The sequence below is a fragment of the Streptomyces sp. NPDC001231 genome (genome assembly GCF_042896885.1).
GTDB lineage: Bacteria > Actinomycetota > Actinomycetes > Streptomycetales > Streptomycetaceae > Streptomyces.
In genome coordinates this window covers 441,751-464,429 of record NZ_JBIAXS010000001.1, presented here as the reverse complement: position 1 = coordinate 464,429, position 22,679 = coordinate 441,751, and the positions used below count along the sequence as shown (strand labels likewise).

Sequence of the window (22,679 nt, the reverse complement as noted above, 5' to 3'; positions counted from 1 at the left end):
GCCGGAAACACCGGTCAGGCGGCCAGAGCCTGCCGCCACCGGACCGGCGCACCGACCCTCAGTACCGAGTTGCGGTAGATCCGCGCGGCGAGGGCCATGCAGCAGGCCGTGACCATGAGCAGGGCGCCGGCGGCGGCGAGCTGCTGGACCGTCGTCACCGTGCCGACCGAGGACTTGAGCGGCATCACCAGACCGGAGAAGGGCGGTATGTACTGCACGACCGACACCCAGGGCGCGGACAGATGGGCGGCGGCCGCCGTCGCGACGCCCACCGGGGCCAGCGCGAGCACCATCACCGGTGTCAGCACACCCTGCAGGTCCTCCGGCCTTGACACCAGTGACCCCGCCGCGGCGTACAGCGAGGCGAACATGGCGAAGGTCAGGAGGAACCACAGCACCGTCACCATCATGTCCTTCGGCCCCGGCATCGCGGCGACCTGGTCGGACACCATCGACTGGGCCGCGACCACCCCGCCCAGCATCGTGCCCACCTGCACCATGGCGGACGTGGCGATGCCGGAGACCTTGCCGATGAGCAGTTCCAGGGGGGTGAGCGTGGCGAGCAGCACCTCCACCACACGCGTGGACTTCTCCTCGACCACGCCCTGCGCGATCATCGATCCCTGACCGACGATCTGCATGAAAAGGATCACGATCAGGCTGGCGGCGACGCCCACCTGGAGGCCGCCGGCGGCGTTCCCCACGGTCACCGTGGTGGGCGCCGCGGCCGCGGTGTCCTGGGCCAGTTGCCCCAGGTCCACCTTCTGCCGGATCAGGGCCTGGGTGGTGGCCCGGTTCCCGGCCAGTGCGGCGGCTCCGGCCCGTGCCTGGTCGCCGGTGTCGGCGCGGACCAGTACGGACGTGCGGCCGCCCGCGACGACCACGGCCGCGTCCACGTGCTTGTCCTCGACGAGCTTCCGCGCCTCTCCCGCGCCGGCGCACGTCTTCAGCCGGACGTCGGGAGGCGCGGTACCGAAAGACGAGGCCGGAGCGCCGCAGACGGCCACATCGGCGGAGCTGCTCCTCCCGATCAGGTTGAAGCCGAACACCAGACCGAAGGTGATGAGGGACAGGAAGACCAGGCTCATGAGATAGCCCCTGGTCATCATCCGCGCCCTCAGTTCCCGGAGGTAGACCAGGCGGACACGGGAGGGGCGCAGCGAGCGCTGCTCGGTGTCGGGGCGCTTCATGAGGACACCTCGTCCAGCTCGGCGATACGGGGCTTCTGAGGGGCCTCGGCGTTCGCCGACGGTAAGTCCTTGGCCGGTTCGATCAGGTCCCGGAACAGCTCGGCAAGACTGGGCGTCTGCCGCTGCAGCCGCCGTACGGTGCCGTGCCGCATGGCCTGCGCCAGCAGGTCGTTCTCGACACGCTCCGCGGCGAGGTCGACCAGGACACCCTGCTGGTGAGCCCGGAACCCGGCGACCGCCGCGCAATGCGCGGGCCAGTCCTCGGGGGCGCCCTCGACCTCGACGTACACCTGGCTGTTCGCCTCCGTGGGCCGCAGTTCCTCCAGGGAGCCGCAGGCCGCGAGGCGCCCGGCGCGCACGATTCCGACCCGGTCGCAGAGTTGCTCGACCAGCTCCAGCTGGTGGCTGGAGAAGAGCACGGGCACGCCCTGTGCTGCCTTGTCGCGCAGGACCTCGCTCATGGCGTCCACGGCAATCGGGTCGAGACCGGAGAAGGGCTCGTCCAGGATGAGGACTTCGGGGTCGTGGACCAGGGCGGCGGCCAGCTGGACGCGCTGCTGGTTGCCCAGGCTGAGGTTGTCCACCGGTTTCTCGCGGTGGTGCGCGATCCGCAGCCGTTCCGTCCAACGCACCATCGCGTCCTGGGCGTCGGCCCGGGACAGGCCGTGGAGCCGGCCGAGATAGATCAGTTGCCGGGCGACGGTCATCTTGGGATACAGTCCGCGCTCCTCCGGCATGTAGCCGAACCGCGCCGACTCCAACCGTCCGACGGGCGCTTCGCCCCAGAGCACCTGCCCGTGGTCCGGTGCGAGGACCCCGACGCCGATGCGCATGGCGGTGGTCTTGCCCGCCCCGTTGCCGCCGACGAAACCGAAGATCTCACCCGGTCTGACGGTGAACGTCAGCGAGTCCAGTGCCTGTTGGGATCCGAAGCTCTTCGACACGCTCTCGAGTCCGAGAGGCTTCACGAGCCCACCCCCTCCTTCTGCTTCCCAGTCGCATGGTCTTCCGCGGAGCGTACTTTCCTCTTGGGAAAGTACCTGCTACTTTCCCAAGAGGAAAGTAGGAGTGCTCCCGAGGAGGATGCGAGGGGCCATGGGATCCGACGACACGCAGGGCAGCAGCCACCCGGACCGGCAGGAGGTGACGCCGGCCGCCGCGCAGGCCGCGCTCGACGACATCCGCAGGCGGCGGGAACAGTCCGGCATGGCCGAGTTGCGGCACGGTCTGTCCCGCTTCTATCTCTTGGCGGCGGCGCTGCTGCTGTTCGCCGCCTTCGCCTCCTTCGACCTGCCCAATCCCTGGGGCGGGGCGGTGCTGCTCCCGGGGCTGGTCCTGGTGGCGCTGATGGCGTCCCGCTGGGCGTACCGGGCGCCGGTCCGCGGCAAGCCGGGCGCCGGTGCGTGGCTGGTCGCGATCGTCGGCGGGATCGCGGTGTTCGCGGTGTTCAGCGGCCTGGCGGCGGCGATCGAGGCGGCTGGGGCGCCGGTGCCGCATCTCATCGCGGCGGTGGTCGTGGTGGGCGCGGGCCTGCTGGTGGCCCCCCGCGCCCGAGGGGTCGCCGAGGCGCGCCTGCGCCGCCGGACGGGCGGGCGGGGCTGATGGACACGGGCAGCGACTTCGACGAGTTCCTGCACGCCGTACCACGGTTGACGATCGTCGCGCTGCTGGCACCCGCCGGGTGGACCGAGTTCGCGTTCATCCGGGATTCGCTCGCGATGGGCGACTCCGCGCTGTCCAAGCAGCTGTCGGCGCTCGCCGGCGAAGGATATGTCGAGGTGCGCAAGCAGTTCGGCACCGGGACGCGGCGCACGCTCGTACGGCTCACTCCGAAGGGCCGGGAGGCCTTCGTGCGGCATGCGGCGGCACTGCAGCGGATCGCGGCGACGGCGCACGCCATGCCGGCCGACGAGTCCGACCAGCCGTAGGACGCGCGTTTCCCGCCGGACGCCTGGCGTGATCCACAGGCCTTCCCTTTTCGCGCCAGGCCTTCCTCTTTCGCGCCACGCCTTATGTACGGAGAGTAATCGATGGGAGACTTATCGTAATGATCGAGGTTCGAGAGCTGACAAAGGACTACGGAACGACCCGGGCGGTCGACGGGCTCACCTTCCGGGTCGAGCCGGGGCGGGTGACCGGATTCCTGGGACCCAACGGCGCCGGGAAGTCCACGACGATCCGCGCGATGATCGGTCTCGACCGCCCCACCTCGGGAGAAGTCCTCATCGACGGCAAGCGCTACGAGGACCTGCCCCGCCCCCTGACCACCGTGGGTGCGCTGCTCGACGCACGCGCGGTGCACAGTGGACGGAGCGTGCGGGGGCATCTGACGGGTCTGGCCCGCAGCAACCGTCTGCCGCTGCGGCGTGTCGACGAGCTCCTCGAGATGGTCGGGCTCGCCGGCGTGGCCGGCAAGCGGGCCAAGGGGCTGTCGCTGGGCATGGCTCAGCGTCTCGGTATCGCCGCCGCGCTTCTCGGTGACCCACAGGCACTTCTGCTCGACGAACCGGTCAACGGCCTCGACCCGGAGGGCGTGAAGTGGATCCGCGATCTGATGAAGCACATGGCGGACGAGGGCCGTGCGGTTCTGGTCTCCAGCCATCTGATGAGTGAGATGGCGCTGACCGCCGGGCATCTGGTCGTGATCGGACGCGGCAGGCTCCTGGCCGACACCCCCGCCGAGGAGTTCATCGCGGGCAACTCCCGTTCCTACGTCCTCGTCCGCACGCCCGAGCCCGAGCGTATGCGCGATCTCCTGGCCGCGCGTGGCATCCACGTGGACCAGGGGGCCGACGGGTCCCTCGAGGCGGTGGGCACCGACCCGAGGACGGTGGGCACCCTGGCGGCCGAGAACCGGATCCCGGTCTACGAGGTGAGCCCCAGGACGGCCTCACTGGAGGAGGCGTTCATGCAGTTCACCGCGGGTTCCGTGGAGTTCCGCGCAGAGCGGGCCGCGCAGGCCGAGCAGGAGGCAGTGCGATGAGCAGCGATGTGAGCGCGTCCGTCGCCTTCGAATGGTCCAAGGTGCGCACCTTGCGCTCCATGGTGTGGAGCCTTGTCCTCTTCGCCGTACTCAGTCTCGTACTCGCCGTGGTGACCGGACTGCTCGTACAGCACCAGTACCCCGACAAGCCGGCCCGTGCCTCCTTCGATCCGATCTCCACCGGATTCAGCGGGCTGCGGCTGGGCCTGATGGGGCTCGTGGTGTTCGGCGTGCTGATCGTCACCAGCGAGTACTCGTCCGGGACGATCCGCAGCTCGCTGGCCGCGGTGCCGCGGCGCGGGGCCTTCTACACGGCCAAGATGCTCACCGGCGGGCTGACGGCGCTCGGGACGTCGGTCGTCGTCGCGGTCACCAGTTTCTTCGCCACCCAGGCGACCATGGGCGCGGGGCAGAGGGTGTCTCTCACGGATGACGGTGTGCTGCGCGCGCTGGTTGGGGCGGTGCTGTACATGACCATGCTGTGCCTCTTCACCATGGGCGTCGCCACGGTCCTGCGCTCCTCCGCGCTCACCATGGGCATCCTGGTGCCGCTCTTCTTCACGGTCTCGACGATCCTCACCAGCATCCCCGGCGTCGGCAAGGCCGCGCAGTTCCTGCCCGACGTGGCCGGCGGGATGGTCCTCTACCGGGACGCGCCCAAGGGGTACGTGCTGAACGCGTGGTCGGGGCTGGCGGTCCTCGCGGCGTGGACCGCGGCCGCGGCGGTGGCCGGGTATCTGACGATGCGGCGCCGGGACGTCTGACGGCGGCGGCCGGGCGGTGGTCCGGCAGAGCCGGGACCGGTCGCCGTGGTGGGCCGGGGCCGCTCGCCCTGCGGAGCCGTGATCGGTCGTCCTGCTGGGCCGGGGCCGGTGGGCGAGTTTCCCGGTCCGGTATATGCGGACCGTATGCGCGGCCGATGCGCGCTCCCCTTCGCCGGAAGTGCGGGAGTCGAATGTCGCCCTCCCAAGATGGATTTCGGGCGCCGGTCGAACAGCCGGCACGGCGTCCGAAACCCCATCACACAAGGAGGCCCCAATGTACCAGGGTGACCTGTCTCTCCTCGAGGAGATCGAGGAGCAGGACTTCGAGGGTGTTGCGTACGGTGCGTGCACCACGAACACCTTCTCCCTCTCGGACTTCCTCGGCAACCACGGTGGCTGGTGCACGCTCACCAAGGAATGCCAGCCCAACTGCAGCTGACCCTCGTCCAGGGAAGGGAAGAACCGTCATGAAGGACGAGAAGAACATTCTCGGGATGTACGACGAGGCCGAGCTCATCGAGCTGAGCGAGGCCGACGTCACCGGCGGTACGACGCCGGTCTCCGTGGCGATCACCGTCGCGGCCAGCGTTGCCTTCTGCCCGACCACCAAGTGCACCAAGTCCTGCTGAGTTCTCTGTAGGTCGGTGTAAGCGGAGGGAGCGGGACATCCGACGGTTCGGCCGGGCGGTGGTCCGGCATGCGGACCGTATGCGCGGCTGATGCGCGCTTCCCGTCGTCGGGAGCGCGGGAGTCGAATGTCGCCCTCCCAGGATGGGTTTCGGGCGCCGGTCGAACAGCCGGCACGGCGTCCGAAACCCCATCTCACAAGGAGGCCCCAATGTACCAGGGTGACCTGTCTCTCCTCGAGGAGATCGAGGAGCAGGACTTCGAGGGTGTTGCGTACGGTGCGTGCACCACGAACACCTTCTCCCTTTCGAACGTCCTGGGTAACACCGGTGGTTGGTGCACGTTCACCAAGGAATGCCAGGCCAGCTGCAGCTGACCCTCGTCTACGGAAGGAAAAGCATCATGAAGGACGAGAAGAACATTCTCGGGATGTACGACGAGGCCGAGCTCATCGAGCTGAGCGAGGCCGACGTCACCGGCGGTACGACGCCGGTCTCCGTGGCGATCACCGTCGCGGCCAGCGTCGCTTTCTGCCCGACCACCAAGTGCACCAGCAGCTGCTGAGTTCTCTGTAGGTCGGTGTAAGCGGACGGGGCGGAATGGGTCTGGACCCCCAAGGATCCCATTCCCGCCCCGTCTTTTGGGGGTCACTTGACATCGCGTGCAGAAGGACAGGCAATGACACCTGCGATCAATTTCTATCCGGAGTTCGACGACACGGAGATCGAGGAAACGATCACACCGCTGGCGTCGTTCGACGAGCATGTTCTTGCTGTTGTCGGTGAGGAGCCGCAGAAGCCGGCCGGGGGTTCCGCGGCGGCAGGCAGGCCCGCGGTCGTCAAGGACTGGGTGTCACAGCCGGAGGAATACTCCTTCCAGCATGTGATCAGGGCGGTCGCGGCGGGCGTCGCGGACGGTGATCCGCTGGCCGCCTTCCCGGACCTGTTCGCCGACCCGGACGACGTGCTGGTCGAACTGCTCGGCCGGGCGGAGATCCGCATTCGCGAGATGTACACCCGCCCGCTGGTGGCAGCGGTCAACCACGCCCGCGAGAAGGGCCTCCTCGAAGGAGACACCCCGCACGAGCGCTACCGGTACTTCCTGGACGAGGCGATCCGCACCTCGTTCACCGACATCGGTGGCCTCAGCTTTCCCGTGCTGCGGAACCTCACGCCGGTCGTACTGGCCGGCACGGTCGACAGCGTCGTCGAACTCTGCGCCAGGCTGGTCGCCGACCGGGAGGCGCTCCGCGACGCCTTCGGCCTCGCGCCGGAGGACCGGCTGACCTCGTTCGGCGCCCCCGAAGGCGACACCCACCATCACGGGCGCGCGGTCTGCGTGCTCACCTTCGAGTCCGGAAAGCGACTGGTCTGCAAACCGCGCGACGTGTCCTGCGAGGCGGGCTTCGCGAAGCTCGCGGACGAATTCAACGCGGCCTTCGGCACCCGTCTCGTCGCCGCGAAGGTGCTCGCCCGCGACGGCTACGGGTACGTCGAGTACATCGAGGCCGAGAACGTGTCGGACATGTCCGAGCGCTTCATGCGGGACAGCGGCGAACTCGGAGCTGTCCTCTATCTGTTGAACGCGCGTGACATGCACTTCGAGAACATCGTGCCGACCCGGCGCGGCCCCGTTCCGGTGGACCTGGAGACCATCCTCCATCCCGACCGGATCCACGTCGCAAAGGTCCCGGAGGCCGACGGAAACGCGTACGACACCATCGCGCACTCGGTCTACGGCGTGGGCATCCTGCCGCTGGTGATGGCCGGCAAGAAGGACCGGGCCGGCCATGTGGACCTCGGATTCCTCGGCGGGCCGGGAGCCGGTACCTCTCCCTTCAAGCAGGTGAGTTTCGAGGATCCGTACACCGACCGGATCAGGCTGCTCCTCAAGCAGCAGGAGGTGACCGCGCGGAAGACCGTCGTGGGCGAGCGGACCGAGGAGGAGATCCTCCAGCTCGGTCAGAAGATGGCGGAGGGTTTCACCCGGGTGTACCGCGCCGTCCTGGCGGCACCCGGCACATGGACCGATCTGCTGCGCACGACGGCCGACGGCCTGCGGATCCGCTACATCCACAATCCCACCGCGCTCTACGGGCAGACGCTGCGCATGACCACCGGACCGAGCGCGCTCGACGATCCGGCCACCTATCTCGCGCTGCTCAAGCGCATCTCCATAGCCAGCAAGAACTCCGCCCGGGAGATCATCGTCTCGGAGCTCCGTCAGATGGCCGAGCGTGACGTGCCGTACTTCACGGTCGGCGCCACCGGCACGGAGGTCTGCGACGGAGACGGCACGGAGGTCGGGGCCGCGCTCGACAGCTCCCCTCTGGACCTCGCCCTCGAGAAGGCAGCCGGACTCGGCGAGTTCGACCTCGCGCAGCAACTGCATCTGATCCGTTCGGCGTTCACCGCTCAGTTCCCGGACAACCATCTGATTCCCGCACAGCACACGGGAGTCCCCGCGGACGGCGGTGCCGGCTCCGGCGAGCGCCAGGCCCTGGTCTCTCTCGCGCGTGAACTCTGCGACGTCCTGGTCGAGACCTCCCTGCCCGACCGCTTCGCCCATCTGCCCCGGACCTGGATCGGCCCGCTGGCGTCCGCGGAGGCGGACCGCCCCTGGCCTCCCGGCGTGCTCGGCTACGACCTCTACACCGGGCGGACCGGACTCGCCCTCACCCTGGGCGCCGCCGGACGTGTCCTGGACGACGACCGCTACCTGAACGTGTCCCGGCAGATCTTCTCGGCGACCGCCGAGATCCTGTCCTCGCACCGCTATGAGGCCCGCAGCGTCGAACAGGCCGGTTACGGCGGCTACACCGGCATGGCGGGCACCCTCTTCAGCCTCGCCGCGACGGGCCGCCTGATCGGTGAGGACGACTGGGTGCGCGCCGCCCAGGGAGCGGTGCCGCTGGTCCTCGACCAGATCCGCGGGGAGCGGCCCGACAGGCTGATGCTGGACGTCATCGGTGGCCTCGCGGGTGTGCTGAGCTGCGTGATCGCCATCGGTGGCCCTGATGCGCCGGAAGCGGTCACCGAGGTGGCGGTCCTGCTCGTCGAAGCCCTCCAGCGGGATGGACTCTTCGTCCGGTCGGTACTGGACCAGTCGGGGTTCGCCCATGGCATCAGCGGTGTCGTCCACGCCCTCAGCCGTGCTCATCCCCTGCTGCCGGAGGAACGCAGACCACTGGTCGAGTCGGCGCTGGCCTCGCTCGTGGAGCGGCTCGACGTGTTCTTCGACGCGGACGAGCGGAACTGGACGTCCCGGGCGTCGGGGCAGGGAACCTTCGCGACGGGCTGGTGCCACGGCTCGACGGGTATCGCCCTGGCCCTGTCCGCATACGCGACCGTGCCCGGCGGCGAGGACGTCACGGCCACGCTGGACCAGGCGGTCGGGAACGTCCTGAGCCTCGGTTTCGGGCGCAATCTCACCTGGTGCCACGGCGACCTGGGGAGCCACGGCGCCCTGCGCTCCATCGCCGGCCCGGCCGGCGCACCGCTGCACGCCGACGTGCGGGAGCAGGAACGCAGGTGGCTCCAGCCGGACGTGTTCCACCGCAAGATGGCCGACCCGCACAGCCGCTACGCGCACACCAACAGCCTCATGGTCGGCAGTGCCGGCCTGGCGCTGCACCTGCTCAACCGCATCGAGCCGGACCTGCGCGTCTGCCCGCTCACGCTCACCGCGGGAGGGCGCTGACCATGACGACGGACAAGCGGACAAAGGTCTTCACGGCCCGCCGGGTGCCGACCGTCACCCAGGTCACGCAGACGGAGTGCGGGCTGTGCTCGTGCGTCGCCGTGCTGCGGTACTACGGGCGCGCGGAGGAGATCGTCAGCGCCCGCGAGGTCATGGAGGCGGGACGTGACGGTCTGTCGGCCAGTCAGCTCGCGCAGTTCCTGGAATCACGCGGGATGCGGGTCAAGGCGTACCGGGTCAGGAACATCGCCGCCCTGGAGAAGTTCACCTCGCCGGTGATTCTCTACTGGGAGAACTACCACTTCGTCGTCATGGAGAGCTTCGACGGCCGGACGGCGGTCCTCATGGACCCGGCGGTCGGACGGCGCCGGATCAGCCGTGACGAGCTGGAGAGCAGCTTCACCGAGGTCGTCATCGCCGCCGAGCCGGGCGAGCGGTTCGAGAGGAAGCGGGCCAGACCGCTCTCCGACTGGCGCAAGTTCCTGCTGATCACGCCGGAGGCCAAGAAGCGCATAGGCCTGGTGGCGCTGCTGTCGCTCAGCGGGTACGGGACGGTGCTCGGCATTCCCGTCCTCACCCGGTGGGCCGTCGACCGGTACGCCGACTGGCACGGACTCGGCGATTCGGCCGTCCTCCTGGGGGCCGTGCTGGGCGCCGCCCTCTGCTATTTCGCGTTGCACCTGACGAGGATCGTCCTGCTGTCCTCGCTGATCGCCGTTCTCGGCAAGGACCTGATGAGCCAGACGTTCGCCAGGCTCCTCAACCTGCCGTTCAAGTTCTTCACCACACGGCCACCGGGCGAACTGATCTACCGGCTCAACAGTGTGACGTCGGTACGGGACCTGATCTCGTCCCGGGTGGCCCAGGGTGTGCTCGACGTGGGGACACTGATCTGCGTCACGGTGTATCTGCTGGTCACCGAATGGCGCCTGGGCTCGGTGGCCGTCGGCGTCTTTCTGCTGAACGCCCTGTACCTGATGAAGACCCGGTACCGGGTCACCGAGGCCGTCGACTCGGAGATCGCGTATCTCGCCAAGAGCCAGGGCACCCAGCTCGACGCCATCGTGTCGATTCCGGCGATCAAGATGGGCGGCTACGCCCAGGAGTTCCTGAACGGCTGGAACGAGACGTTCAGCAACTCGCTGAACGCGATGAGGACGCGGATGCGTCTCCAGCAGGGCCGCATCGCGGGGCTGTCGACCACCACGCAGATGTTCGGGCCGCTGGTCCTGCTGCTGCTCAGCCTCTACCTGGTCGGTCACGGCCGTATCTCCCTCGGGGCCGCCGTGTCGGTCCAGGCCATCTCCGCGACCTATTTCGCCCTGGCGAGTTCGGTGTTCCAGACGTACACCTCGTTCAACGAGGTGTCCCGGTACGTGGCCCGGCTGTCGGAGATCTCCGAGGAGGAGCCGGAGTCGACGGGCGGCAGCCGTACCGAGCTCGACGTCCCGTCCATCAGCCTCAAGAACGTCGGCTTCCGGTTCACCAAACACAGCGACCTGGTGGTCCGGGACGTCACCATGACCATCGGCGCGGGGGAACGCATCGCCCTGGTCGGCCCCTCGGGCTCGGGGAAGAGCACGCTCGGCCGGATCATCTGCGGTCTCTACGAGGCCACGGCCGGCACGATCGAGTTCGGCGGCCATGACCTGACGGAGTACGACAGGAGCTCCCTGCGCCGCACCATCGGCTACATCCCCCAGGAGGTGCACATGCACAACCGCACCATCCTGGAGAACCTGACGCTGGGCAAGGACCTGTCCGAGGAATACGTCCGCGACTTCTGCGACAAGCTGGGCATCCTGGATTTCGTCAACGAACTGCCCATGGGGTTCCACACCTTGGTCTCCGACATGGGAGCCAACTTCTCCGGCGGTCAGCGGCAGCGGATCGCCATCGCCCGGGCGCTGCTGGGAAATCCGAAGATCCTGGTCATGGACGAGGCCACGGCGGCACTCGACAACATCAACGAACGCCGTGTCATGCGGGTCATCGAGGACATCGGGGCCACTCAGGTCGTGATCGCGCACCGCCTCGCCACCGTGCAGTCGGCCGACCGGATCTATGTCCTCGACAACGGCACGATCACGGAGGCCGGGACACACGAGGAACTCCTCGGCGAAGGCGCCGTGTACGCGGATCTCTACGGTGAGGACCGCCGGGAGGAAACGCTGGTGGGAGGCGAGCGAGCATGACGGACCCGCAGGTGGCAGTCGCCGAGTTCCTGCCGTTCTACACGAACCGGATACCCCGCCGTACGGTGGCCGACCGGCTGCTCGCCGGCATCTCCCGGGTGGCCGCACCCGAGCACGCGGAAGGACTGGTCGACCAGATCTGGGAAGACCTGGTGACCACCGTGGAGGGACACTCCCTTCGCGTGCTGGTCGGTGAGTTCCACGAATTCCGGGAGTCCCGGGGACTCCCCATGTCCGCTCGGAGCGAGGAGGCGCTCCAGAAGTTCCGCCGGCACCTGGCCGATCCCGGCAACTGCCGTGACCTCCTGGCCCGGTACGAGGTGCTCGGTCGTCGGCTGACCGTGGTCCTGGACCACTTCCTCGACGCCTACGACGACCTGTTCGCCGCCTGGCGTCAGGACCGGCCGGAGCTCGTGGCGCGCGGGCTGCTGGAGAGCGAGGACGAGTTGCTCGCCGGCCTGCTCGCCACGGGAGGCGACCCCCACAACGACAACCGGCGGGTCATGGGAGTGCGCCTGGCCTCCGGCGGAAAGCTGGTCTACAAGCCGCGCACGCTGGACACCGACACCTTCGTCCGCGACCTGTATGCCGTGGCCGAGCCCTATCTCGTCCACACCCTCGACGGATGTGTGCCGAAGTCGCTGTCCGTCGGTGACCACGGATGGCAGCAGTTCGTCACCCCGCGGGCCATGACCACGCCGGACCAGCCGGCCCGGTACTTCTACCGCTTCGGCGCGCTGTGCGCGCTCTTCGGCGCCATCGGCGCGTCCGATCTCCACGACGAGAACCTGCTGGCCGCCGGCGAGCACCCGTGCGTCATCGACTCGGAGATGATGTTGCGGCCGGGCGTCGGCCCCGAGAACGACTCGCTGGAGCACCGGCTGATCAACCACGTCGAGCTGTCCGTCTCGGCGACCATGCTGGTCCCGAACGTCAGGCCCGACTCGCCGATCGACGTGATCATGGCGGGCGTCGGCGTCGGCGGCGAGCAGGTGTCCGGCAAGATGAAGAAGACCGTGATCCAGGACGCCGGCACGGACGCCGTCCGCCTGCGCTGGGAACCCCTTGTGTACCAGCACAAGGAGAACGTGCCGCGGCTCGGCGAGGAGAAGCTGGCGTCCGTCCGGTACTTCGGGGACATCGTCGCCGGGTACACCGACGCGCTCCGGGCCGTCCGCGAGCGCGACGCGATCGAGAGCGTGCTCGACCGGTACGCGGAGCTGCCCGTACGGTGCCTGATCCGCTCGACGATGGTGTACGGCCGCTTCCTCGACGCGGCCACACAGCCGCGCTACCTCCGCGACACGGCCGAGAACCAGCGCCTCCTGGGGCTGCTGAAGCAGTACCCCAGACACCTGTCGCCCGAGGCCCGCGCCTACGTCGCCGAGGCGGAGCGCGCCGCCATGGACACCGGGAACGTGCCCTACTTCACGGTACGGGCCGGCTTCACCGAACTGGCCTCGGGCACCTCGCGGTTCGACGGAGCCCACGGGTCGTCACCGGCGGACTTCGCCCGGGCGGGCCTCGCGCTCAACGCCGGACAGAGCGACGTGTACCACCGGTTCGTGCTGGAGGAGTGCTTCGGCGAACTCGCCGACGCCGCACCGGACGTGATGTCCTCCCACAGCGTCTTCGCCCCCGTCGTCCACACCGCCGCGGACGAGGCCTGGTGGCCCGGTGTGGCCCGTATCCTCCAGGACACGCGGGTGTCCCACCAGGGCGAGCACGGTCCGGAGGCCGGCTGGATCGGCGGAGTGGGTCCCGACCGCGGGGTGCCCACCATCATCCCGGGGAACTACCTCTCGTTCCACGACACCGGAGGGATCGTCACCTTCCTTCAGGACGCCGCGCAGCGGGACCCGGGGCTTCGGGAGCTGTACCTGAGTGCCGACCGCGGTCTGGACGCGCTCCTCGAGACGTACGGGGAGGCGCTGCTGACCGCCCCCGAGAGTGTGTTCACCGGCGCGGCCTCGACGCTGCTCATCCGGCCCGACCAGCAGGACCGGGACTGGGTGGGGCAGCTCCTGCGGAGAATCCCGGAGCGGACCGAGGCCGGCACGCTGGAGACGGACCTGGCCAACGGTCCCGCCGGATTCCTCATGGCCGTGCTGGCCCGTCTGGAAGCGGGCCAGGACGCACTGCTCGACGACGGCCGGCTGACGCGTCTGTGCGACCTGGTGCTCGATCAGGCCAAGGCGGCACGGGACCGCGCGTGGTTCGACGTCGCGCACGGCGACCTCGGGATGCAGTGGGCCCTGGCACGGATCGGCCGCCATACGGGTGACCGGGGCCTGACCGCCGCGGCCGGGGACTGGCTGACGGAACAGCTGGCCGACGGCGAGCTGCCCCCGGTTCCCGGCTGGTGCAACGGCCACGCGGGTCTGCTGCTGGTCGCGGCGGAGATCCTCACGTCGGCGGGCCGGCCGGAGGTACTGACGGACGGCCGCCTGCCGGAGCTGGCGGACGGGGCGACACGGCTGCCGGCCCGGGGTCCGGTGGACCTGTCGGTGTGTCATGGCACCAGCGGGGTGATCCAGTCGCTGATCGCGGCGAGCCGGACCCTCGGGGACCGGTCCCTGCTCGACCGGGCGGCCGGCTTCCGGCGGCGAGTGGCGCGGACGGCCCGCGACAACGGGTTCCACACCGGATGCCCGGGAAGAACCTCGCTGCTGGGCTACATGTTCGGCTGGTCGGGCATCGGCCACACCGATCTGATGCTGAGCACCGCACTCGACGGTACCGACCCGGCCTTCGTGCCGGTCGCGCTGACCGCACCGCGCGTACCGGTCCCTGCCGTGCCGCGGCAGCGTGGCGCGAACGTCGTTGCGGAAGACTGGCGATCACGACCGGAAGCAAGGAAGTAGCAGTCATGAAGAAGGACAAGCAAGGCGGTATGGCACCCGCGTTTCCTCTGTTCATCGGGGTTGTCATCGCGACCGTCGCCATCTCGCAGGACAACTGGGGCGGTGCCGCGCTCGGTGTGGCGGCCGGCGCCGTCATCTCACTGATCGTGTCGGCACGTCGGCGGAGGCGGTGAGACGACGATGAAGTACTCCGTGTTACTTCCGGTGGTGCCGGCCCGCCCCGAGCCGGCGGTGATGTTCGCGAACCTCGTGCAGTGGACCGCCGCCGAGCGCCTGTGGCAGGGGCAGTCGCTGGTCCTCGACTCCCACCACCTGGCCCAGTGGCTCGCCGGAATCGGCATCCGCGTCCCGATCGGATTCGGGGTGTCCCTGATGCCGATGCGGTCGCCCTACCAGGCGGCCTTCGAGGCGCGCTCGGTCGCGCTCGCCACCGGTCATTCCGTCGTGGCCGGGTTCGGGCCGGGTCCCGTGTCGTTCCAGAGAGCCCTTCTGGGCCGGCCGTACGCCAGACCGCTGCAGGCCTCCCGGGAGTACGCGACGATCGTGCGGGCCCTGGTGTCGGGTGAAGACGCCATGGTCGAGGGCGAGTACTTCTCGGTGGCCGCCCGGCTGCTGCCGCGCCCGGCGCCACAAGTGGAGGTGGGCCTGGGGGTGTTGCGCCCGAAGATGGCGGCCCTCGCGGGCGAGGTGGCCGACCGGGCCATCACCTGGCTGCTGCCGGCCGGCTATCTCGCCGAAACGCTGGTCCCGGCGATGCGCGGCGCCGACCGCAAGCTCGAACAGCCGGTGCGTACCACGGCCATTGTGCCGCTGGCGGTCGCGCGCCCGGACCGCGACGTCACCGCCCTGGTTCAGGCGACCTGCGGAAACCACCTTCAGGCGCCCCACTATCAGGACGCACTGCGGAAGGCCGGAATTGCGGTGTCCGACCAGGGCGACGCGCAGGACGCCGGGCGGGTCGTGGACGCGGGCGCGTTCCTGTACGGCACCGTCGAGCAGATCCACGAGCGGCTCGCCGAGTTCGGCGCGGCCGGGGTGGACGAGGTGGTCCTGAACACGATCGGTGTCGCGCAGGTCCACGGTCCGAAGGCGGCTGCCCAGGATCTCCTGCAGATCCTGGGCGGTGCGTCGGGCGTGTCGGCATCGGACGTCGGACTGACATGACGCGTGGGCAGCCGGGCATTGCGCCTGCCCGGCGTGGCGCGCAGGAGCCGGGTCCTCCCGGCCGGGGACGGCGTCATCTCCCATCCCCTGATCACACAACTTGTCCATTCGTCAGCAGAGAGGGCGTGACCGCATGTCCCGTACCGAGAACGTCGATGTCGTCGTCGTGGGAGGGGGCCCCGCCGGTTCCACGATCGGAAGCCTGCTCGCCAAGGCCGGCCACGCGGTGCTCATCCTGGAACGGGAGACCTTTCCCCGCTACCACATCGGGGAGTCCATGGTGTCCGGCATGGCTCCGCTCATGGAGGAGCTGGGCCTCATAGAAGAGCTGGACGCGCGCTTCCAGCACAAGAGCGGAATCTCCCTGCGGTGGGGCAGGGACCCCGAACCCTGGCGCAGCGACTTCTCGGCGGCCTTCTCCGCGACGGGCAGCCACTTCACCCACGCCTGGCACGTCACCAGGAGCGAGTTCGACCAACTGCTGCTCGACAACGCCCGGAAGCTCGGCGCCACGGTCCACGAGGCGGCCCAGGTCACCGAGATCCTGCGCGACGAAACCGGCAGGGTGACCGGGGTGGCTTACACGCAGGACGGTGAGCCCCGTCGGGCCACCGGCCGCTTCGTGGTCGACGCCTCCGGACAGGGCCGTGTGCTGACCCGTCAGATGACGGAGACCACCTGGCAGGAGGACCTGCGCAACGTCGCGGTGTGGACCTACTTCGACTCCTACACCCCTATCGAGCACAAGGACGACATCCTTGTCGAGGCCATTCAGGGCGGCGGCTGGGTCTGGGGCATCCCGCTCTCGGACACCAGGCTGAGCATGGGCTACGTGCTGTCCGCCGGGAAGCTCTCCGAGGAGACCCGTCGCGGCCGCACCCAGCGTGACGTCTTCCTCGACTGCCTGGAGGCCAGTCACCTCGCCAGGACCATGGTCGACCTGGGGGCCGTCGGCGAGCTGAAGACCACACGTGACTGGTCCCATGTGTGCGACACCTTCCACGGTCCGGGCTGGGTCGCGGTGGGCGACTCCGCCGCGTTCATCGACCCCCTGTTCTCCTCCGGCGTGTGGCTCGGCACCTCCGCGGCCTGGCTGGCGGCGCGGGCGATCGGTGCCGCACTGGAGGACGCGGGGCAGGAGCAGCTCGCCCTGGAGCGGTTCGACGCGCTGTACCGCCAGATGTTCAAGGACATCCTGGCCTACGTGCGCTTCTTCATGGACCCGACCCGGTTGCGCGAGGAGTACGAGGAGCGGGCCCTGCAGATCCAGAAGATGGTCACGCAGAACTCGCGTGTCGGGTTCATCTCGATGATCTCGGGTGTGAGTGCCATCGCGGACGTCGTGGACTTCGACCCGATGAACGTCGAGGACGTCGAGGACGTCATGCAGGACTGGGACGAGCAGACCGCCGCCGCGAGCAGCACGGCCGGTGACTGAGGTCGCCGGAGCGTGAGGACTCCGACGGGGCGTGTGCCGGAACGCGTCGGTCCTACGCTCCGTCGGCACACGCCCGCACGCGTCTTCCGCCACGCCGCACCACCGCGGTCCGCGTCCCGAGGAAGCGGTCGCCTGCCTGGGCTCCGGCTGCTCCACGGCGTGGCTGACGGTGATGCCGATCGCGGCCATCCGGTTCACGACACCTGCCCCGGCGTGCGGCCCTCCCTCGGGGAGGACGACGAGGCTGCCGGCAGTGAGGTCGTACGGCTCCCGACTCGTCGACAACTGGCCCGGCCTGCCGTCCGCCATGAACTCGTGCGCGGTCCGGACGCACAGCTCACCCTCGGCGATGCCCATCCGCGCCGCGATCTCCGCCGGTGCCGGCACCTTGGCGTCGGTCCGGCTCTCCCAATCTCCCTGCCTGCCCACGGCCTTCATGTCCGCCCGGAACGGCGACCCGTCGGGCCGCTCCCGCGCCGACGAACGGACCACCCGCACCCGCTGCCGGGGCTCGGCGACATACGTGCCCGAACCGGCACGGCCCTCCAGCACACCCTGGGAGAGCAGCAACTCCTGCGCCCGGCGCACCACGCTCTCGCCTCAGCCGGCGACGGGGAGGTTGCGGCCGACCGCCCAGCAGTGCGTCGTAGGCAGCATCTGCTGGATGCGCTGTCCGTGAACATCGTGGCCTGCGTGACGACCGCTGGAATGGATTCGCCGGGCCCCCTGCTGAAACCCTTGCCGTCGTAGAAGGATTCGCCGGACCTCCTGCTGAAACCCTTGCTGTCAGTGAAGGCTTCGCCGGGCTTCCTGCTGAAACCGGCATAATCGTCGAAGTTCTCTCCGGGCCTCCTCATATGACCCTTGCCGTCGTAATAACTCTCACTCGTGGAGTACACGGTCCTCCTCAGGCGGGAATTTTGTGAATAAGCGGAACTGTGCAGCCTAACCAGTGCTCGTGCGAGGCCAACGCGATTCCGTGAGGCCTGTTGACCTGGGCATGATATTGATCAACTGCAAGCCTAGAGTGGCGGGTTGGCGTGCTTATGGGTCGACGGAGCGGCTTTGGGCTGGAGTTGCCTTGGCTCAAGTGATCACGGCCCCGTAAGCTTCCGGCGCGTCGGGCAGTCTGTGGACCTGCCCGCTAAAGCGCGACGTTGGGGCCATGATCTTCGAGGCTCGCGCCAAAGTGGCTGCCTAAGAGGTCGTTCCTGGCCACGCGCCATCCCTCTCTATTGACAGATGGCCGCGACTTCGCCACCGTGCTTCACGCTGCTGGTTTCGGAGATCAGGCCGGGGCTCCGCTGACCAAGGTAAAAGCACGCCTGGGGCTCGGGGCCTGTTCTAGCGCAGCTCCCCCTCCAACATTCCCATGGCGTACTGGTCGTACCAACGTCCGTCCCGGTGGAACGCCTGCCGCAGCCGGCCCTCTTCGACGAAGCCGACCTTCTGGTAGATGCGGTGAGCCGCATGGTTCTCCGTGACCACTGTCAGGGAGATCTTGTGCAGCCGCATGGTGTCGAACCCGTACCGGCACATGGTGCGCAGCGCGTCGGTGGCATAGCCTCGGCCCCAGCGGTCCTTCTCGCCCAGGTAGATGTCCAGCTCGGCGCAGCCCGTCTCCGGCTCGGCATCCCGCAGCCGCACCAACCCGATCAGCGTCCCGTCGTCACGCACCTCGATCCCGTACAGCGTGTCCCCGTACGTGTTCGGCCCCCGCTCCTCGAGGCGTTTGCGCACCCCCTCCAGGTGCTGGTCGTAATACGCGTCCATCCAGCGCATCACGTCGGGGTCGTTGTTCCACCGCCACAAGGACTCCGCGTCGGACGGTGCCAGCGCGCGCAGTCGTACAAGATTTCCGAGGATCATGGCGTGCATTGCAGCACGACGTGTGCGGCGCCTCCAGCGCATTTTGCTTGCGAGGGCAGTGAACCATGGATGCCACCCGCCCGGCGGGCAAGCGTCGTTGCTGCGCTGCGGCACCCAAGCGGTGCTGTGAGCGTCGGCTGTCGCCTCGCATGGTCCAGTACCTGCACGCGGTGCTGCGGAACGCGCTCCAGCACGCGGTCCGTGAGGAGCTACTGCAGTGCGACGTCGTCAAGCTACATTCGACAGGCGGCAGAGTCGAAGCCAGGACCAGTGCCGTGTCAGAGAACCTTTGCCCTTCGGTTGGTCAGCCTGCTGTCGGGTTCTGCGGGACCTGCGCTCGCGTGAACCCGTGGCTTCGCTCCACTTTCGCCACATGCAGCGTGTAGCTCTGGTACCACTCGGCTTGCCCGCGCTTTTGCGCCGCGCGGTGCTCGGCGTTGCTCCGCCACTCCGTGAGGGCGTCGGCGTCGCGGAAGTACCCGACGGTGATGCCCAGCCCGCCAGGAGTCTGCGCGTGGTCCATCCCCAGGAACCCGGGGACGTCCTTCACCAGGTCTTCCATGCGTGCGTTGGTCTCGCTGTAGCCGCTCTGGTCCTGGGTTCGCACCGTAGTGAAGACAGCCACGTAGTAGGGAGGTTCATAGGCCTCGACCGGCGCGACAGGCGTTTCCGAGTGATCGCTCATGGCGCCACCGTAAGGCGGGATACGCCCAACGATCCAGCGTCGTTCCTGAACGGGATACATGAGGGATCGGGCTCTTGATGAACGCTGTCCGAGCTTTCCTCCAGCTCCCGGAAACGGCCACGAGCCTACCGGCTCACAGAACGGCGCGAGGGACGGGGAACACCAGGGCGAACGTCGGGCCTCTCACGCGCCGATGACCGAACCACCCGCACCCGCTGCCGGGGTTCGGCGCCCTGACTGCTTCGTCCCGAAGCAACTTGGGTACATGCCGTCCAGCGAGGCGCGGACCCGGAAAGCCATCTCCGCGATGTTCCGGGCCGCCGGTCACGCCCACGACGGTCCAAAGACGGCCCACGCCGCCGAACACAACCCCTCACAGTAGGAACACTGCTGGTGAGGGGCGCTACTACTCGGTTGAGCCGGACGCCGTGGCTCACAGACGGCCCAGGAACGGAGCGCTGCCGCGCTGCCGCAGGGCGCCTGGGGTGCTACTAACGATGGGCACGCAACAGGCCCCGCGCAGCCGTCGGCACCACCGACCTGTTCTGATTCCGGCCGCGAATACCGAGCCGGGCAACCGCTCCACCCCGACGTCCCTGCGGCCCTCCTCAACGACGTCGCCATCCCCACCACAGCCGGCCGCACCGCCACTATCCGGCGGCACGTGCTGGAGATGCCCACCCCGGGCTCGCGGAGGCTCTGGGCTATCGCCGGGTCACCACGGCCAAGTCGGCCTCCGGGACCGGAGGCACCTGGAGCCGATACGCCTCTGGACCACCACCAGGCGGGGGACGAGGCAGCCGACAAGGAACATGGCTCGTGGGCAGCCGGAAACGGGCGAATCACCAAACCAAGCAGCAGCCACTCACGCCTGACGAGGCAAGGCTAATTAAAGACAAAATCCGAGGCGAATATCGGAGAAGCGGCCTGGCGAGTCGAGATTAAAGAAGACTTATGGTCGACTGTGTGTCAAACCTCCCCTTTGCGGCTTTCTCGTGTGAGCCACGCCACACTTTCACAAAGTCATTGCAGTCTCTTCAATGAGGCCTTTAGATTCCTCTGCATCCGAGAAGATGATCTTCGTGGATCTTCTGGAAAGAAGGTTTGGGAAATAACTGTAGCTTGACGTATTGCCGCCATTTCGGAAGCCGTGCTCATTGGCATGGGTGCCATCGCCCCGGCCGTCATGGCCTGCGGTGACTTCGATTACGGCACGTCCCGCACCAAGCTCAGCACACCTGTGACCCCATCATCGGCTGGATGGAGGTTCAGGGTCAGCGGACCTTCAACAATGCGGCGGTCGCTAATTGCTGATGATCTGAACGCGGGGCTCGCTCGTGGGCGGGCCCCGCATCCGTATTGATCCTCCCGTGCGAGCTTAGGAAGCGACCGCATGATTCAGGCAATATTCAATGGTAATAAAGGATTGTTGGTGGCCGGTGTCGCCTTCTCTTTGATTGCGGCTCTGGTGTCCTATTTCCTGGGGCGCCGTCTCGGAAAGCCCGGAGTTCTGTGCGCTCTGACGGGCGCGGCGCTCGCCGGTGTAGTAACTGCCACGCTCTACCCTATTTCTCCTGATGCGCCCGCCTCGGCAACCTGCTTTATTGAACGCGACGTCATCACAGGGACGTTCGCTACCCAGGGGTTGCTGAACGTTCTCCTCTTCATCCCTCTGGCGGCCCTGGCCACCTGGCTGACCCCCCGCCCGATTCCGGTCACCCTGGCCTGCGTTGCCCTCTCGGCCACCATCGAGGTCACGCAGGCGCTCGCGCCGGGCATGGGGCGCGCCTGTGACAGCACCGACCTGTGGACCAACAGCATCGGCGCCTTTGCCGGTGCCGGCGTCGCAAGTGCTGGGCTGTACTGGGGCACCGCCCGTGGCGGACGTGACGCCGCCGTCCTGATCAGCAGGCGGCAGGTCCGCCGCTCCCTCATCGGGTTCGCTACCGGAATCGCCGCGATCGGTCTCACCAGCGCCTTCACCGTCACCTTCGTGATGGCGGAGGTGGCATGGGCGAACACCGCCTCCGCTGAACAGCAGGAAGCCGCCCGGAAAGCCGTCGCCGACTTCCTCGGCGAGCAGGCCCATGTCGCATCGGTGCAGTTCTTCCCCGGGCCGGCTGGAGGTCCTGGGCAGATCTCGGCCAACACCGACCGTGGTGTCCTCGAAATCGAGTGGCCCTCCCGCGAGGTGTTGTCCGGCCTGCTGCGGTCCACCAGTCTGGCCCTCGGTCCCGATACCGCACCTGTCAGCGACGGTGCCGCCCTCAAGGCCGGCACCGCCTTCGTGCAGGACCACTTTCCCTGGGCGCTCGCCGGCCGTACGAACGTCAGCGCCGCCGGACCCCAGCAACCCTCGAAACTGGTCTCCTGGCGCTCCCGCAGGGACGGCGTGCTGATGCCCATGCGGATGGACGTCCTCGTCGGTCCCGACCGCGAGATCATCTCGTTCACCGCACGTCACATTCCCGACCCCGAACTGCCCTCGGTTCGCGTCGACCGGCGGCAGGCTCAGGCCATCGCGACGCGCAAGTTCCCCGGTGACGTCGTCCACTCCGGTGAACTGCTGGCTCGCACCGACAACGCCGGCCGCTGGCGCCCGTACTGGATGCTGAGCGTCGGCCCCCCTGGCGCCACGGCCGCCCCCCGGGACGGCGTTGCCCAGGATGGCCCCCTCGACGAAGGCTCCTCACAGTCCTCGACTGCCCCCTCCATCCAGGAGGTACTCATGCTGGACGCCATCACCGGAGCCGTCGCGACGACAGATCCCGACTCGGCCGAGCTGGACTGAGAGCAAGAGACCGATTGTGAGTCGATCACGCCGACCACCGGCCTCACCGAGGTCCCGCCACAGCATCAGGAGGAGGGTGTAGCGGGATGCAGGCAGGCCGCCGCATGGTCCCGCAAGCGGCATCGCCGGATCCTGAACGTCGCCATGAACCACGCGATACGGCGGCCCATCCTGCGGGCCAACCCCCTCCCCAAGGGGAAGGACACGACCTCTGCCACCAAGACCACCAACGCCGTGGACAAGCGGTCCCTCATGAATCCGGACCAGGCCGCGGCCCTCCTCGACTGGATCCGGCGCCGACCGCGCGGAGGCAAGCGCCTGCACGCGTTTTTCGCCACGCTGTACTACTGCGGCCCGCAGTGGCCATTCGGGTGAAAGATGTGACGTTGCCTGCCGCGGGCGCCGACGAC

General features: G+C 68.3%; 20 protein-coding genes and 2 pseudogenes. 16 read left to right on the top strand and 6 right to left on the bottom strand.

Translation table 11 applies throughout. The features are described from left to right. Window positions 1-14: 14 nt before the first annotated feature. Entirely contained in the window at window positions 15-1,190 is a 1,176-nt protein-coding gene (locus tag ACFY3J_RS02055) for an ABC transporter permease (RefSeq protein ID WP_384172787.1), read from the bottom strand. Continuing rightward, entirely contained in the window at window positions 1,187-2,158 is a 972-nt protein-coding gene (locus ACFY3J_RS02050; protein WP_384172790.1) for an ABC transporter ATP-binding protein, read from the bottom strand. The genes ACFY3J_RS02055 and ACFY3J_RS02050 overlap by 4 nt, the downstream gene beginning before the upstream one ends. 127 nt (window positions 2,159-2,285) lie before the next feature. Here ACFY3J_RS02050 and ACFY3J_RS02045 point away from each other — a divergent pair, with 127 nt between their 5' ends. The 14 genes from ACFY3J_RS02045 (at window position 2,286) to ACFY3J_RS01980 (ending at window position 16,924) form a co-directional block, all read left to right on the top strand. Further along, window positions 2,286-2,792, top strand: a complete 507-nt coding sequence (locus ACFY3J_RS02045; protein WP_384172793.1) for a hypothetical protein — start codon at window positions 2,286-2,288, stop codon at window positions 2,790-2,792. After that, window positions 2,792-3,118 (top strand): winged helix-turn-helix domain-containing protein, encoded by a 327-nt coding sequence (locus tag ACFY3J_RS02040; protein WP_384172796.1) that lies wholly within the window; start codon window positions 2,792-2,794, stop codon window positions 3,116-3,118. Before ACFY3J_RS02045 ends, ACFY3J_RS02040 begins: the two co-directional genes overlap by 1 nt. A gap of 119 nt (window positions 3,119-3,237) precedes the next feature. Next, complete coding sequence (locus tag ACFY3J_RS02035; protein ID WP_390839876.1) at window positions 3,238-4,173, top strand: ATP-binding cassette domain-containing protein; 936 nt, start codon at window positions 3,238-3,240, stop codon at window positions 4,171-4,173. After that, entirely contained in the window at window positions 4,170-4,937 is a 768-nt protein-coding gene (locus tag ACFY3J_RS02030) for an ABC transporter permease (protein WP_384172802.1), read from the top strand. Before ACFY3J_RS02035 ends, ACFY3J_RS02030 begins: the two co-directional genes overlap by 4 nt. A 274-nt stretch (window positions 4,938-5,211) precedes the next feature. Continuing rightward, a complete protein-coding gene (locus tag ACFY3J_RS02025) occupies window positions 5,212-5,376 on the top strand; it encodes a plantaricin C family lantibiotic (RefSeq protein ID WP_376542509.1) in 165 nt (54 codons plus the stop codon). A gap of 28 nt (window positions 5,377-5,404) precedes the next feature. Then, complete coding sequence (locus tag ACFY3J_RS02020; protein WP_376542507.1) at window positions 5,405-5,566, top strand: class II lanthipeptide, LchA2/BrtA2 family; 162 nt, start codon at window positions 5,405-5,407, stop codon at window positions 5,564-5,566. Window positions 5,567-5,775: 209 nt separating this feature from the next. Then, window positions 5,776-5,940, top strand: a complete 165-nt coding sequence (locus tag ACFY3J_RS02015; protein WP_384172807.1) for a plantaricin C family lantibiotic — start codon at window positions 5,776-5,778, stop codon at window positions 5,938-5,940. Window positions 5,941-5,966: 26 nt separating this feature from the next. Further along, window positions 5,967-6,128: a class II lanthipeptide, LchA2/BrtA2 family gene (locus ACFY3J_RS02010; RefSeq protein WP_376542505.1), complete on the top strand. Its 162-nt coding sequence runs from the start codon at window positions 5,967-5,969 to the stop codon at window positions 6,126-6,128. A 114-nt stretch (window positions 6,129-6,242) separates the two neighbouring features. Further along, window positions 6,243-9,263 carry a type 2 lanthipeptide synthetase LanM family protein gene (locus tag ACFY3J_RS02005; protein ID WP_390839873.1) on the top strand — a complete coding sequence of 1,007 codons (3,021 nt, stop codon included), beginning with the start codon at window positions 6,243-6,245 and terminating at the stop codon, window positions 9,261-9,263. A 2-nt stretch (window positions 9,264-9,265) separates the two neighbouring features. After that, entirely contained in the window at window positions 9,266-11,458 is a 2,193-nt protein-coding gene (locus ACFY3J_RS02000; protein ID WP_384172813.1) for a peptidase domain-containing ABC transporter, read from the top strand. After that, window positions 11,455-14,322 carry a type 2 lanthipeptide synthetase LanM gene (gene lanM, locus ACFY3J_RS01995; RefSeq protein ID WP_390839871.1) on the top strand — a complete coding sequence of 956 codons (2,868 nt, stop codon included), beginning with the start codon at window positions 11,455-11,457 and terminating at the stop codon, window positions 14,320-14,322. Before ACFY3J_RS02000 ends, lanM begins: the two co-directional genes overlap by 4 nt. Before the next feature lie 5 nt (window positions 14,323-14,327). After that, on the top strand, window positions 14,328-14,495 hold the full coding sequence (locus tag ACFY3J_RS01990) for a hypothetical protein (protein WP_384172819.1): 168 nt from the start codon (window positions 14,328-14,330) through the stop codon (window positions 14,493-14,495). 7 nt (window positions 14,496-14,502) lie between these two features. Further along, the gene (locus tag ACFY3J_RS01985) at window positions 14,503-15,486 is read left to right on the top strand and encodes an LLM class flavin-dependent oxidoreductase (protein WP_384172822.1); all 984 of its coding nucleotides are present in this window, start codon (window positions 14,503-14,505) and stop codon (window positions 15,484-15,486) included. Between the two features lie 133 nt (window positions 15,487-15,619). Continuing rightward, window positions 15,620-16,924: an NAD(P)/FAD-dependent oxidoreductase gene (locus ACFY3J_RS01980; protein WP_384172825.1), complete on the top strand. Its 1,305-nt coding sequence runs from the start codon at window positions 15,620-15,622 to the stop codon at window positions 16,922-16,924. A 123-nt stretch (window positions 16,925-17,047) separates the two neighbouring features. Here ACFY3J_RS01980 and ACFY3J_RS01975 read toward each other — a convergent pair. The 4 genes and pseudogenes from ACFY3J_RS01975 to ACFY3J_RS01960 form a co-directional block, all read right to left on the bottom strand. Further along, a pseudogene (locus ACFY3J_RS01975) lies at window positions 17,048-17,515 on the bottom strand (GntR family transcriptional regulator); the annotation flags it as partial. A gap of 753 nt (window positions 17,516-18,268) precedes the next feature. Then, window positions 18,269-18,793 carry a GNAT family N-acetyltransferase gene (locus tag ACFY3J_RS01970; protein WP_384172831.1) on the bottom strand — a complete coding sequence of 175 codons (525 nt, stop codon included), beginning with the start codon at window positions 18,791-18,793 and terminating at the stop codon, window positions 18,269-18,271. A 304-nt stretch (window positions 18,794-19,097) separates the two neighbouring features. After that, complete coding sequence (locus tag ACFY3J_RS01965) at window positions 19,098-19,478, bottom strand: antibiotic biosynthesis monooxygenase family protein (protein WP_384172834.1); 381 nt, start codon at window positions 19,476-19,478, stop codon at window positions 19,098-19,100. 164 nt (window positions 19,479-19,642) lie between these two features. Beyond that, window positions 19,643-19,735: pseudogene (locus ACFY3J_RS01960) on the bottom strand (GntR family transcriptional regulator); the annotation flags it as partial. Between the two features lie 1,136 nt (window positions 19,736-20,871). On the opposite strand from ACFY3J_RS01960, the gene ACFY3J_RS01955 reads away from it, so the two are divergent. Then, complete coding sequence (locus ACFY3J_RS01955; RefSeq protein WP_390839868.1) at window positions 20,872-22,269, top strand: VanZ family protein; 1,398 nt, start codon at window positions 20,872-20,874, stop codon at window positions 22,267-22,269. A gap of 144 nt (window positions 22,270-22,413) precedes the next feature. Continuing rightward, the gene (locus tag ACFY3J_RS01950) at window positions 22,414-22,644 is read left to right on the top strand and encodes a hypothetical protein (RefSeq protein WP_384172840.1); all 231 of its coding nucleotides are present in this window, start codon (window positions 22,414-22,416) and stop codon (window positions 22,642-22,644) included. Window positions 22,645-22,679 lie beyond the last annotated feature (35 nt).